This is a genomic window from Lysobacter sp. K5869, assembly GCF_018847975.1.
Taxonomy (GTDB): Bacteria; Pseudomonadota; Gammaproteobacteria; order Xanthomonadales; family Xanthomonadaceae; genus Lysobacter.
On sequence record NZ_CP072597.1, the window covers coordinates 4,794,416 to 4,807,530 of the forward strand.

The window sequence follows — 13,115 nt, forward strand, 5'->3', positions numbered from 1 at the left end:
GCATGACGCACGCAACCATCCACGCCGCGCTGCGCCGCGCCTTCGCCGCCGCCCTGCTGCTGGCGCTGCCGCTGGCCACCTTGGCCGCGCCCGCCGCGCAAGCGCCCGAAGACAAAGACCTCAACGCCGCGCAAGCCGCCGAACGCGAAAACCGCGGCGACCAGCTGCTGGTGCTGAGCTACCACGACGTGCGCGACGACGTCGCCCGCAAGGGCGACCCCGACGCCTACGCCGTCAGCACCCAGAACTTCGCCGCCCACCTGGACTGGCTGTCCGGCCACGGCTACCGCCCGGTCTCGCTCAGCGACGTCATCAAAGCCTCGCGCGGCGAAATCAAGCTGCCGCCCAAGGCCGTACTGCTGACCTTCGACGACGGCCTGCGCAGCATCTACACCCACGTCTTCCCGCTGCTGCGCGCGTACAACTACCCAGCCCTGATGGCGGTCGTCACCCACTGGGTCGATCTGCCCAAGGACCAAAAGGTCGACTACGGCCCGCGCATGTTCACCCACGACGACTTCGTCACCTGGGACCAACTGCGCGAGATGCAGGCCTCCGGCCTGGTCGAAATCTCCTCGCACAGCGACAACCTGCACCGCGGCATCACCTCCAACCCGCAAGGCAACACCATGCCCGCGGCGATCACCCGCGAATGGGACGCCCAGGCCCAGCGCTACGAAACCGAAGCGCAATACCTCGACCGCGTGCGCCGCGACCTCACCGCCAGCAAGAGCAAGATCGAACGCGAACTCGGCGTCTCGCCGCAGTCGGTGGTGTGGCCGTACGCGGCCTACAACAGCCAGACCAACGACATCGCCGACAAGCTCGGCATGAGCGTCACCTTCGACCTGGAAGGCCGCCACCAGACCGTCGGCCGCGACCTGCACGGCCTCGCCCGCCTGCTGGTGTTCGACAACCCCACCGTGCAGGACCTCACCTACGAACTGCGCCACGACGAGGAACTCGACGGGCTGCGCGCGCTGCAAGTCGATCTGGACTACGTCTACGACCCAGACCCGGCCCAGCAAGCGCGCAACCTCGACAAGCTGATCGAACGCATCAAGCAAGTCGGCCCCAGCCACGTGTTCCTGCAAGCCTTCGCCGACCCCGACGGCAACGGCTCGGCCGACGCGCTGTACTTCCCCAACCGCCGGTTGCCGATGCGCGCCGACCTGTTCAATCGTGTCGCGTGGCAGATCAAGACCCGCGCCCACGCCAAGGTGTTCGCGTGGCTGCCGGTGCTGGGCTATGAGCTGCCCGACAAAGCGCTCGACGCGCAACTGGCGATCAAGTCCACCAACCCGGCCGAAACCCACCGCCTCAACCCGTTCGACCCGCGCACGCGGCAGATCGTCGCCGACATCTACGAAGACCTCGCCGTCAGCGGCTACACCGAAGGCCTGCTGTTCCACGACGACGCCTTCCTGCGCGACGACGAACTGCGCGGCATCGCCCCGGACGCGCCGGCCGCGCGCACCCAGGCGCTGATCGACTTCACCCACGAACTGATCCGCGCCGCCGGCAAATGGCGCCCCAAGCTCATCACCGTGCGCAACCTGTTCGCCGGCCCGGTGCTGCAGCCCAAGAGCGAAGCGTGGTTCGCCCAGGATCTGGCCGCGTTCAACACCGCCTACGACTACACCGCGGTGATGGCGATGCCGTGGATGGAGAACAGCCGCGACCCGCAGCGCTGGATGGACCGGTTGGTCGAACGCGTCAAAGCCTCGCCGCGCGGCCTCTCGCGCACGATCTTCGAACTGCAGACCGTGGACTGGCGCGACAAAAGCAAGCCGATTCCGGCCGACCAGCTCAAGCGCATGGCCCGCCGCCTGCAAGCCGACGGCGCGCGCCATCTGGCGTGGTACCCGGACGACTTCATCCAAGACCGCCCCTCCACCGCCGACGCGCGCGAAATCATGTCCGCGCGCGGCTTCCCCTACCTCGAGAAGTAATCGCCCGACACCCGAACGCGTCCGCCTAGCACCGAACGTTTTCTCGATCCCCAACGGGCGCGCGGCCAGGACCGGCCGCCGCCCCAGGAGCGTCGCCGCATGAGCACCCACACCAGCCCCCTACTGACCGCGCTGTTCCAATTCGCGTTCTACTACCCGATCGTGATGTCGTTCTTCTGGATCGCGGGCGGGCTGTATTACTACTTCCGCCGCGAGCGCAGCGCGCGCGGCCGCACCGACCCGCCGCCGCTGGACGCGGCGCCGTTCGTCAGCATCCTCATCCCCTGCCACAACGAAGGCGACCACGTCCACGAAACCATCGGCGCCGCGCTGGCCCAGCGCTACCCGGATTTCGAAGTCATCGCGATCAACGACGGCAGCCGCGACGACACCGGCGAACAACTCAACCGCCTCGCCGCGATCCACCCGCGCCTGCGTGTCGTGCACCTGGACCGCAACCTCGGCAAGGCCAACGGCATGCGCATGGGCGCGCTGGCCGCGCGCTCGGAGTACCTGGTCTGCATCGACGGCGACGCCTTGCTCGACGAGTACGCCACCCACTGGATGGTCTGGCACCTGTGCTCGGGCGCGCGCGTCGGCGCGGTCACCGGCAACCCGCGCATCCGCAACCGCTCGACCCTGCTCGGCCGCCTGCAAGTCGGCGAGTTCTCCTCGATCATCGGCATGATCAAACGCGCCCAGCGCGTCTACGGCCGCATCTTCACCGTCTCCGGCGTGATCTGCGCGTTCCGGCGCAGCGCCCTGCACCGCATCGGCTACTGGTCCGACAGCATGGTCACCGAAGACATCGACATCAGCTGGCGCCTGCAGATGGACCACTGGGACATCCGCTACGAACCCAACGCGATGTGCTTCATCCTCATGCCCGAAACCCTCAAAGGCCTGTGGAAACAGCGCCTGCGCTGGGCCCAGGGCGGCGTCGAAGTGCTGATGCGCCACAGCCGCGACCTGTTCTCGTGGCGCAAGCGGCGGATGTGGGCGGTGATGGCCGAATACGTCGCCAGCGTCGCTTGGGCCTACATCATGGCCTTCATCATTCTGCTATGGGCGGTCGGCCTGTTCGTCGACCTGCCGCCGCAACTGCGCGTCACCACCCTGCTGCCGTCCTGGCACGGCGTGATCCTGGCGCTGATCTGCCTGCTGCAGTTCGCCGCCAGCATCATCATCGACCGCCGCTACGAAACCGGCGTCGGCCGCAACTACTACTGGATGATCTGGTACCCGATGGCCTATTGGCTGTTGAGCTTCTTCACCACCGTCACCGCCGTGCCCAAGGCGCTGCTCAAACGCCGCGGCACTCGCGCCACCTGGGTCAGCCCGGATCGGGGGCTGCGATGAGCAACGGCAACGAACGCACGCCCGACGACGCCGCGCCGCCCGCGCGCGGCGCCGACACCGGCCGCGCCGCCGACGGCTTCAGCCGCCCCGCGCACAGCACCGCGGCGCCGCCGCGCACCGTCAGCGCCGACGCCGAACCGACGTCCGCGAAAAAACGCGATCCGCACAAACACGACTCGCGCCTGATCCAAAAACCCGGCTCGCAACACCCCGTGCCGCGCACGCTGTGGGGCGTGGTCACCGGCGCGTTCTGGCTGGCGTATTTGTACTTGTGGATGCCGGTGCTGACCTTGGTGCTGTGGCTGCTCGGCCTGCGCACGGTCGCCTCCGAACTGTACCTGCGCACCCACGAAGTCGACCCGTTCCTGATGCTGGCCCTGCCCGCCACCGCCGCCGCGGTAGTCGCGCTGCTGCTGGTGTGGGCCGAGTACAACCGCTGGCGCTTCGCCGGCAACGACGCCGAACGGCGAACGCGTCTGCCCGACGTCACGCTCGACGAAGTCGCGCAAGGCCTCGGCGCCAGCGCCGAGGTCGCGCAAGCGCTCAACGCCGGCCGCGTCAGCGTCCTGCACATGGACCCGAACCACGCCGTGCCGCTGTCGGTCACCGCGGTCACCCCGACCCCGCCCGCGCAAAACCCGTTCCCGCCGCTGCCGCCCAAACCGCGCTTCGCGCGCACGCCCACCGAACCGAACAACCAATGGCTGCTGGTGGTGGCGCTGGCTTCCATCGCGGTGGTGATCGGCGTGCTCATCATGGTCTCGCACGGCTACCGCCAGATCGAAAGCGCCGCGCCGGTGCACGGCCTGGAAGGCGCGCCCGGCATGGACCGCCCCGCGCTGCCGGCGAACGCCGAAGGCCTCGGCTTCATCGGCCCCGCCAACGAAGCCCCGCCCGCCGCGACCAGCGACGCCACCGCTCCCGTGCCCGACACCGCACCCGACGCCGTCGCGCTCGCACGCGACGCCAAAGCCCGTCGCGCCGCGCAGGCCCGGCGCAAGAACGCGGCCGTCGCCAACAACGCCAAACCGCGCCCGCTGCCCGGCTACAGCCCCAAGCCCGCGTATCCGCTCGACTCGCTGCGCCAATCCGAAGGCGGCCTGGTCACCCTGCGCGTGCAAGTGTCCGCGCAAGGCCTGCCGACCAAGATCGACGTCAGCCGCCGCAGCGGCTTCCGCTCGCTCGACCGCGCCGCGGTGAGCACCGTGCGGCGTTGGAAATTCGCGCCGGCCGTGCGCGACGGCAAAGCCGTGGCGGCGGTGGTGATCGTGCCGGTGGAATTCAAACCGCGCGATTGACGACCCGCTCCACCGCCGTACCGCGGCGCGCGCCGGCTTACGGCGCGCGCCGCTGCGCGATCGCATCGGCGATCTGATCCTCCGACCCGCCGCCCATCACCAGCCCGCCGATATCGAAGGTCGGCACCGTGCGCACGCCCTTCTCGCGCGAGGCGGCGATGCGCTTCTCGCTCTCGGCCTGCTCGTACGGATCGGCCAGAATCGCCGCGGCCTCCGCGTGCGCGAACCCGTGCTTCGTCGCGATGTCCGCCAACCCGTCCTTGTCGGAAACATTGCGGCCATCGACGAAGAACGCATGCATGAACGCCTTCGCCAGCGCGCCTTGCGTCCCGCGCCCGCGCGCATGCCGCAGCAGCGTGTGCGCGTGCACGGTGCGGAAGATCAACGGCTGCCGCTCGAAACTCAGCTTGAGCTCCAGGCCCGACGTCCGCGCTTCGGCCTCGGGCTTAGCGAAGATCGCGCCTTCGTTGGCGATGTCGAAACCGCGCGAAACGAAGTAGTCCGCCAGCTTGTACCCCTCCGGCGGCGCGGTGGGATGCAACTCGAACGGATGATGCTCGACATCCACCTCGAGGGTCGGGAAACGCTCGGACAACACCTTGTCCAAACGGTGCTGCCCGATGGCGCACCATGGGCAGACGATGTCGGAATACAAATCGATTTTCAGCGCGGGCATTGCAAGAGCCTCCATGCGGCGGGGGTCGTCGAGTCGATGGCCGCGCACGCGGCCACCCTGAAAGGAACGTCGATCCGCAGCCGATCCGTGCCCCGGCCCTGCGGAAAGCGGCGCAATGGTAGAACGCCGCAGCGACGCGGATCGGTGTCGGCGGTCAGGAATCGCTCACGCTTGCCCAAGCCCTTCGCCTCGCCCATCGCGACGCGGCGCACGAGGTTCGCGGCCGCGCGCGACGGACGAAGACCGCGCACATCGGCATCGTGATACGCGGCACGGGAGCAGCGAGATCGCGGCACCGTACTGGACACAGGCGTTGACGGAAACCGCCCCGCAGGCGACGAACGCCCCCGGCTTGAAACGAAGACAGGCCGCTTCCGAGCGTACTCGCCGCGCTTCGCATCATCGTCCCAACGTCGCAGCGACCGCTTTGCGCAAGTCGGCTCGGACACAAGGCTTCCCGCGGAGGATGCAGCGAAAAGATCGGAGCCCTGGCCGAGATCGAAGCGCGGCCAGCGGCTTACGGACTTAACGCTGCGATCCCACGATTGGACTGAGCTGGATTTTTTCGACGCTGCCGACTTCCAACGCAACGACCTTCCCGCTGCCGGCGGGGCATCTCAGTTTTCCGTGGAAGGTCGCACGAAACGTCTTGTTCAAATATTCCTGTGGACGCCAAACATGATTCTTGACGGTCGCGATGGAGCGTTGCCGGGATTGCGGATTGAAGTCGAGTCGAATGCCCTTCTTGGAGCCCATAGCGTCGACCAGCCATGCGCCCTCCCTGCTGGCTTCCAGATACGCGTTTATGTGCGCCACACGTTCCACGCACCTAGGCGCCAACACCTCCGCCACTGTCTGCGGCCTTTCGGATGCAACCGCGCCGGTTGCCATGACCCATGCCGCCAACGTCAGCCATGCCTTCATCAGCAACCTCCCCCTGATTTGCACCACGACGCCGTCGAGCGGTCTGCCGACTTTTCTATCGCGTCCGCATCGAATCCGCCGGCCGCGGTCCAGACCCCGGAGCCCGCATCCTGGCCCAGCCCCTTGAACAAGAGGGCTTCAGCAGCATAGGCCCTTTTCTCGCCGAGTTTTCGTCCGAGGACGGTGCGGGCCATGCGGGGATAAAGTTCGCCAACGCGATGCGATTCAAAAACACCGGATGCTTGCACCCGCCGCATTCCGATGGATTACTGGCGCCTCCCACCGGAGAACCGTCCATGTCACTTGAGCACTGGCTCGCATTCGTCGCCGCATCGGCCGTCCTTCTCGCCCTCCCCGGCCCCACGGTCTTGCTCATCGTCTCCTATGCCCTGGGCCACGGCCGCAAGGCCGCGACCTCCACCGTCGCCGGCGTCGCGCTCGGCGACTTCACCGCCATGACCGCCTCCATGCTCGGCCTGGGCGCGCTGCTGGCGGCCTCGGCGACGCTGTTCACCGCCCTGAAATGGATCGGCGCGGCCTACCTCGTCTACCTCGGCATCAAACTCTGGCGCGCGCCGGTGTCCGCGGGCGCCGCCGACGAAACGGCCGCCGACGCGCCGAAGGAACGGCCGCTGCGGATCTTCCTGCACACCTACGCCGTCACCGCGCTGAACCCGAAAAGCATCATCTTCTTCGTAGCGTTCCTGCCGCAGTTCCTCGACACCGCGCGGCCGCTGCTCGGGCAAATGCTGATCTTCGAACTCACCTTCCTCGTGCTCGCCACCGCCAACGCGACGCTGTACGGTCTCCTGGCCGCGATGGCGCGCCGCTCGATCCGCAAGCCGCGCGTGCAGCGCACGATCAACCGGGTCGGCGGCTCGCTGATGATCGGCGCCGGCGCGCTGGCCGTGGGGTGGAAACGCGCGGCGGCCTGAAAGCCCGGCCGCACGCGAACGACGACCCACCGCCCCCTGACCCCACTGAGGCCTCCCATGACGACTATCGCGCTGCTCGCGTCGATGCTCATCGGCGGCGCGGACGCGGACGAACGCGCCGCGCACCCGACCATCGCCTACAAGATCCTGACCCGGCCGGAAACCGAAGCCCTGCGAACCCACGGCCGCTTCGCAGGCTCGCCCGCCGACCTCGCCGACGGCTTCATCCACCTGTCCACCGCCGAACAACTCACCGGCACCGCCGACCGCCATTTCCCCGGCCAGACCGACCTGTTCCTCGCCGCGGTGAACGTCGAAGCCACCGGCGAAACGATGAAGTGGGAACGCTCGCCGCGCAGCGGCCTGATCTTTCCGCACCTGTACGGCGTGCTGGAACAGCGCTGGGTGATGTCCTTGGCGCCGCTGCGGCGCGATAGCGAAGGGCGCGTGGTGGTGGGAATATCCTCCGCTTCACCCGACGGCCCATCCCCCCCGGCGTGAAGTAGCGCGCTAAGCGGAAACAAAAAGCCCCGCCATCGGCGGGGCTTAGTACAGCGATGCGTGCGTTACGACGCGTGGGCCTACCTCTCTCTGCGCGGAGGGCGAACAATCACGGTGCCGCCGCCCGCACTGCCGCCGCTACCCGGCGCGACGCTGCCGCCACCAGCCGCGCCGCCGCCCCCGCCCGAGCCGCCTTCGCCGCCTCCACCGCCACCCCCGCCGGCCGGCGGCTGGATAACTTGGTTGACCGGCACTTGAGGACCGCCGAAGTAGTTCTGCGGGTCGTCGCTGCGCGTGTAGTTGACACAAGCGACCTCATTGCAAACGACAAGAACGTCTCCGCTCATCTGCCTGTAGTTCGAGTCCTTCAGAAGATTGCGGTCCACCGTTCTCAAAAACTCCAATGTCGGCGCGTCCGGCGCCGGCGATTGCAGACGGCACGACGTCATGCAGCGGTACGCGCCGTAGATCCCCGCCTTCCCCTCTCTCACGCTGCCGGCATAAGCATAAATTCCGGCAGACACCGCGAGAGCCGCCGACACTCCCAGCAAAACGACACTTGGCCTACGCATCCAATGCTCCTAGTTCTTGCAACAGTCTGAGTACAACTCGCTGGCCAAAGCATCGGCTTCGACCTTCTTCCCATCGGGAATCCGGCTGGCTTGGTAATCCATGGATTCGCGGGAAATCGTGCCCGGTGCCGACATCTCGACTAAGCGGTAATACGCGTAAGAGCGCATCGGATCCTTTGCCAACATCACGCCGCTGTCGTACGCGCCCGCGTACCACATCATGGCCTCGATGTTGCCCTGCCCGACCAACGCGCTCATGTAGCCATTGGCCTTCTGCTTGTATCGCTCCAAGCCAGCGGGGTCCGCCAGCATGTCCGTCGCGCTGCGAAAGAAAACGCCCGGGTTGCTGGCGTACAGCATCTGCGCCACCGTATCGCCGCCGTCGGCGGCTTGTTCCAGCCACTTTGCTTGCTCCGAAAGCAGTTCCGCGGAAGATGCGCAGTCCTTCCGGATACGCTGTTGATCGGCGATGTACGTGCTTCCAGACGCGCCCGCGCGTTCGTACGCTTCGGCCGCCTGCTCCATCGCCGGAACGCTCTGCAAATTCGCGCACTCGTACAGCTTCAAGTGAATCAGCAGCGCCGCGCGCGCGTCGCCCGCCTCGGCCCGCGGGCGAAGCTGAGCGACCACGTCCCGCGCGTTTCCGGAAGGAGGAACGACGGTCTCCGCCCCAGAGTGAGCAGCCTTGCGTCCATCGACGCCGCGACGGCTGGCACGTCCCTCGCGGCCCTGCGGATCCGGCGCAGGCAAGGCCGATCGTCCGTTCGCCGCGTCCGCGCCGTGAACGCCTTCCGCTCCATTCGCAACGAGGGTATCGGCGTTATCGGAGACGGCATACCAACATCCAATCAGTACCAGCAGCGCGCCCCCAGCCATCCACGCCACCCGGCCCGACCCGCTCCGTCGGCCAACACTCTTCATGCGCGACTCCCTTCTTTCCGATCGTCGATTCGACCAGCCAGTGCATTTCAGCAAAGAAAGGGCGAATACCGGAACCCCACCCGGAGGTTTTGCCGAATCAGCCCGCTATTCATTGCGATCCATCATGTCCTGTAGATGGGAAAAAGGACGATTGGCGGGCCTTCGCGAGATCGCGACACGGCACGGGACGCTCGCCATCGGCGCAGACCGATCCGAGGCCGACGAAATCCCCCGCGCAGAACCGCCCACCAGCAGCCGCCCCGTGCCCGCGTCCGAACCGTCGTGCACGCCCCTCCCGATGGCGCGACGCCTCGCCCCTGACCGACCGCGCGAGGCTTCTACGTCAGTTCCATTGAAAACGCAGCGAACCCCACCGCCCCGCAGCCCGAAAAAATCAAACGCTTCTGAGACGCACCGATCGACCCACCCGCACGCAACGGAGGCGATATGCGCACCAAAGTGAAAGGCAGCGAACTGAAGGCGGCCGCGTACGCGGGAACCTACGTGGTGGCCCTCGCCTGGGACACCCACAACGGCAAGGCGCCCACGCGCCCCGACCTGCTCGGCTTCGGTATCGAACGCACCGAGTTCGACGTGGCCGGCGCCGAAGTCGAACGCTATTGGCTGCGCGGGATCAAGCGCTTCCAGAACAAACACGAAGAGCTGCCGCCCGGCACCCTGGTCTCCACCGCCGAGCACCCGGTGCAAGGCTTCCAATGGGCCGATTACACCGCCAAGAGCGGCACCCGCTACCGCTACCGGATCGTGCCGATCCACGGCACCGTCAAGAACCCCAAGCCCGACGACGCCGCGGCCGTCGAACTCGAGGTGACCTGCGAACTGGAAGGCGACCAACTCACCGACCCTAACGACACCGCCGTCCGCCACGACGTCTTCTTCAACCGCGGCGTGATCGGCTCGCAAGCCTACGCGCGCAAATTCGAGAACCGCGAACCCGACCCCGACAACCCGCGCTCGCCGGAAATGCAATGGCTCTCGCGCGGCCTGTTCGAAGCGCTGGTCCGCTTCATCGGCCTGGCCGGCGACGGCATGGGGCTGCGCGCCGCGCTCTACGAATTCCACTACCAACCGGTGGCCAACGCCTTCACCAAAGCCATCGAAGCCGGCGCGGACGTGAAGATCGTCTACGACGCGGCCAGCTCCTACAAGACCGACAACGAAGCGACCATCGACGCCTCGGGCCTGCGCGACCACGACGCGGTGATCGGCCGCACCGTCAGCGAAGGCATCCGCCACAACAAGTTCATCGTCCTGCTGAAAGGGGACACCCCCATCGCGGTGTGGACCGGATCGACCAACGTCTCCGCCGGCGGCATTTTCGGCCACTCCAACGTCGGCCACATCGTCTGGGACGAAGACGTGGCCGCGAAGTACCTCGACTACTGGCAGCGACTGGCCGACAACCTCACCCCGACCAAGCTGCGCCCGCACAACCAGACCGCGACCCCGGTCCCGACCGGCAAACCGCCCAAGCGCTCGGTCACCCCGCTGTTCTCCGCCCGCGACGGCAAGGACGAAAACACCACCCTGCAGTGGTACGCCGACCGGCTCGCCGAAGCCCGCGAAGTCTCCTGCACCACCTTCGCCTTCAACATCGACGACACCTTCCAACAGGTGCTGAGCCAGGACAACGACGTCATCCGCTACATCGTCAAGGACGACCCGCTGGGCGAAACCGAATCCATCGGCAACGACCGCGACGTGATCTTCGCCGCCGGCGCCTACCTCGACCGCGACGCGCTGTCGAACTTCCTCCAGGAACGCTCGAACCCGCTCAACCGCAACCGCTACATCCACAACAAGTTCATGCTCATCGACCCCTTGAGCGACGACCCCCTCGTCATCACCGGCTCGGCCAACTTCAGCAAGCCCTCGCAGCGCATCAACGACGAAAACATGCTGGTCATCCGCGGCGACACCCGCGTCGCCGACATCTACTTCGGCGAATACCTGCGCGTGTTCGACCACCACTACGCGCGCTACATCGTCCGCCTGCTCAGCGACGCCGGACGCTCCGACCCCGACGCCGGCTACCTCAAGCCGCGCGCCGCCGACTGGGTGCCGGCGCACTTCAACCCCAACAGCTACAAATCCAAGCGGCGCAAGTACTTCGCATCGCCGAAGAAGTGAGGCCGGCCCGCGCCGACGCACCCCCGCTCGCCCGCGCGCCCCGACGCGGACCCACAAAAAAAGCCGGAGCGAATCGACGCTTGCAGCGACGATCCGCTCCGGCCTTGGGCCGGCGAGGTCAGTCCGACGAGGCCGTCGTCGGCGCCGCCTTAGCCGAACTGCGATTGAACCGCGCCGACAACATCTGCCGCAGCGCCTCCAAGCCCTCGCCCTTGCCGGCGATCTTCAAGAAGGCATAGCCCTCCAGCGAGTTGGTCATCAGATCGCTGCCGATCGCGGTGTCGGTATCGCGCACCCGCTCGTGCAAACGCGTCAGCCGCAGCGCGCGCGGACGCAACGCATCGAGCAAGCCCAAATCGCGGCGCAGCTCGCCCACATCGAAATTGCGCGGCAGGATGCCGGGGTTCTCGTTCATCACGTTCACCGCCTGACGGCAGAACGCTTCGGACTTGTCGCCCATCTTGGTCAACTGGCGGCGCTGGTCCGGCGTCAGCGCGATCAGCCCCGCCAACTGCGTTTCCAAGACGGACAGCGCCTCATCGATGGCGGCCAACGATTCGGCGGAAAGGGTCAGGTCGATCAGATTCTGGCTCATGGCAATCCTTGCGATGGGTCGGTAAGCCGGCCGCGACGGCCGGCCCGCGCAGCCTAGGACGCCGCGCGCGACGCGCAGCGCCCCCGACGCGACACCCGCCACCCCCAACGCAAACCGCCATGCCTCGCGCGTGCCCCGCCGACACCCGACCGCGACACCGCACGCCTCACCCGCGCCACAGTCCGCTTGCCCGCAACGCGCAGCGCTTTGCAGCCGCAAGGCACATCGCCCCGCCCGCAAGCCTTATCGCCGCAAGCGCAAGCCATCGCCTCCCAACCGCGAACCCCAAGGCTTGCACGCAAGGCCGAACGCCTTGCAAGCGCAACGCGCCAACCGCGGCGCGCAAGAATCGGCAGCCCGGGCGCGAAGCCAACCGCCTCGCGGCCGGGATGCGCGGCACCGCGGCCCGGGCGTCGCGGCCCGCGGCCGGACCCACACCGCCCGCGCGCCGAGCCGAACCGCCTCGCGCCCGGCCCGTTTCGGCCCCAACGCGAGACGTTTCAGGCGACGACCGCAGCGAACCGGCCCACCGCCCCACCCCTCGCGACGCACCGCTGCCCCTGGACGACTCGCGACCGCCCCAACGGCGGTCGCGACCGACCGTCCACGCCTCAATGCAACCGCCGCGCCCCCGACGCCCCGGCCTCGCCCTCCCCATCCGGCGACCACACACACGCCTCCACCACCGGATCCAACCGCCGCGCCAACGCCTGGAACACCTCGCGCAACAACCGGTGATCCGTCCCGGGCGGATACCCGACCTCGATCAACACCTCGGGCTGCAAGGTCCGCACGATCCCGTGCAGTTCCTGCTGAAACGCGGACAGCGCTTTGAACGCATCGACGGACATGACCACGCCTTCTTGCGGGGGTGTGCGGTTGGGCTTGCGAGGCATACGTGATACTCCTCCAAACGACAGATGTGAAAAATCCCACCATTGACGAAGGCGGGTTTCGCTATGTGTTTGGGAGTTTCGACGCTCCTTGATCGCAACTCTGCAGAACAGGCTTACAACTGTCAATAAGACTTGTCCGAGTTCATCGCGAAATCACGTATACGTACAAAAGCATTTCGGCGAGGCGCACTAATGTCGTTGATGTGCGCTTTCGCCCCAAAACAGCCCTTCCTCGGTAGAGTTGGTGTCTACGGGAGCTTGAGTAATTCAAACTACAGCAGCTTTTGCAGATAGACTTGATCGAGAAGTTGATCATCTCGGCATAACCACTAGCG

Annotated in this window: 12 protein-coding genes; 6 read left to right on the forward strand and 6 right to left on the reverse strand. The window is 67.0% G+C overall.

Translation table 11 applies throughout. The annotated features are described in order from the left end of the window. Positions 1-2 precede the first annotated feature (2 nt). The 3 genes from pgaB (at position 3) to pgaD (ending at position 4,609) form a co-directional block, all read left to right on the forward strand. Positions 3-1,952, forward strand: a complete 1,950-nt coding sequence (gene pgaB, locus J5226_RS20110) for a poly-beta-1,6-N-acetyl-D-glucosamine N-deacetylase PgaB (RefSeq protein ID WP_215836416.1) — start codon at positions 3-5, stop codon at positions 1,950-1,952. 99 nt (positions 1,953-2,051) lie between these two features. Then, a complete protein-coding gene (gene pgaC, locus J5226_RS20115; protein ID WP_215836422.1) occupies positions 2,052-3,311 on the forward strand; it encodes a poly-beta-1,6-N-acetyl-D-glucosamine synthase in 1,260 nt (419 codons plus the stop codon). Next, positions 3,308-4,609, forward strand: coding sequence for a poly-beta-1,6-N-acetyl-D-glucosamine biosynthesis protein PgaD (gene pgaD / locus J5226_RS20120; RefSeq protein WP_215836424.1), 1,302 nt, complete (start codon positions 3,308-3,310; stop codon positions 4,607-4,609). Before pgaC ends, pgaD begins: the two co-directional genes overlap by 4 nt. Positions 4,610-4,646: 37 nt before the next feature. Here pgaD and J5226_RS20125 read toward each other — a convergent pair whose 3' ends face one another. Continuing rightward, positions 4,647-5,285 carry a DsbA family oxidoreductase gene (locus tag J5226_RS20125; RefSeq protein WP_215836426.1) on the reverse strand — a complete coding sequence of 213 codons (639 nt, stop codon included), beginning with the start codon at positions 5,283-5,285 and terminating at the stop codon, positions 4,647-4,649. 525 nt (positions 5,286-5,810) lie between these two features. Continuing rightward, positions 5,811-6,209 carry a hypothetical protein gene (locus J5226_RS20130; protein ID WP_215836437.1) on the reverse strand — a complete coding sequence of 133 codons (399 nt, stop codon included), beginning with the start codon at positions 6,207-6,209 and terminating at the stop codon, positions 5,811-5,813. A 242-nt stretch (positions 6,210-6,451) separates the two neighbouring features. Here J5226_RS20130 and J5226_RS20135 point away from each other — a divergent pair, with 242 nt between their 5' ends. Both J5226_RS20135 and J5226_RS20140 read left to right on the forward strand, forming a co-directional pair. Further along, a complete protein-coding gene (locus J5226_RS20135) occupies positions 6,452-7,144 on the forward strand; it encodes a LysE family translocator (protein ID WP_215836439.1) in 693 nt (230 codons plus the stop codon). Positions 7,145-7,201: 57 nt separating this feature from the next. After that, the gene (locus tag J5226_RS20140) at positions 7,202-7,645 is read left to right on the forward strand and encodes a DUF952 domain-containing protein (protein ID WP_215836448.1); all 444 of its coding nucleotides are present in this window, start codon (positions 7,202-7,204) and stop codon (positions 7,643-7,645) included. Positions 7,646-7,725: 80 nt separating this feature from the next. Here the strand turns inward: J5226_RS20140 and J5226_RS20145 are convergent, their stop codons facing one another. Together J5226_RS20145 and J5226_RS20150 are read right to left on the reverse strand one after the other, a co-directional pair. Then, entirely contained in the window at positions 7,726-8,217 is a 492-nt protein-coding gene (locus tag J5226_RS20145) for a hypothetical protein (protein WP_215836450.1), read from the reverse strand. Positions 8,218-8,226: 9 nt separating this feature from the next. Further along, positions 8,227-9,138 (reverse strand): hypothetical protein, encoded by a 912-nt coding sequence (locus J5226_RS20150; RefSeq protein WP_215836452.1) that lies wholly within the window; start codon positions 9,136-9,138, stop codon positions 8,227-8,229. Positions 9,139-9,585: 447 nt separating this feature from the next. On the opposite strand from J5226_RS20150, the gene J5226_RS20155 reads away from it, so the two are divergent. Beyond that, positions 9,586-11,289: a phospholipase D-like domain-containing protein gene (locus J5226_RS20155; protein ID WP_215836454.1), complete on the forward strand. Its 1,704-nt coding sequence runs from the start codon at positions 9,586-9,588 to the stop codon at positions 11,287-11,289. Positions 11,290-11,407: 118 nt separating this feature from the next. On the opposite strand, the gene J5226_RS20160 is transcribed toward J5226_RS20155, so the two are convergent. Continuing rightward, positions 11,408-11,884: a hypothetical protein gene (locus J5226_RS20160; protein WP_215836463.1), complete on the reverse strand. Its 477-nt coding sequence runs from the start codon at positions 11,882-11,884 to the stop codon at positions 11,408-11,410. 611 nt (positions 11,885-12,495) lie between these two features. Next, positions 12,496-12,735 carry a hypothetical protein gene (locus tag J5226_RS20165; RefSeq protein ID WP_215836465.1) on the reverse strand — a complete coding sequence of 80 codons (240 nt, stop codon included), beginning with the start codon at positions 12,733-12,735 and terminating at the stop codon, positions 12,496-12,498. Positions 12,736-13,115: the final 380 nt, after the last annotated feature.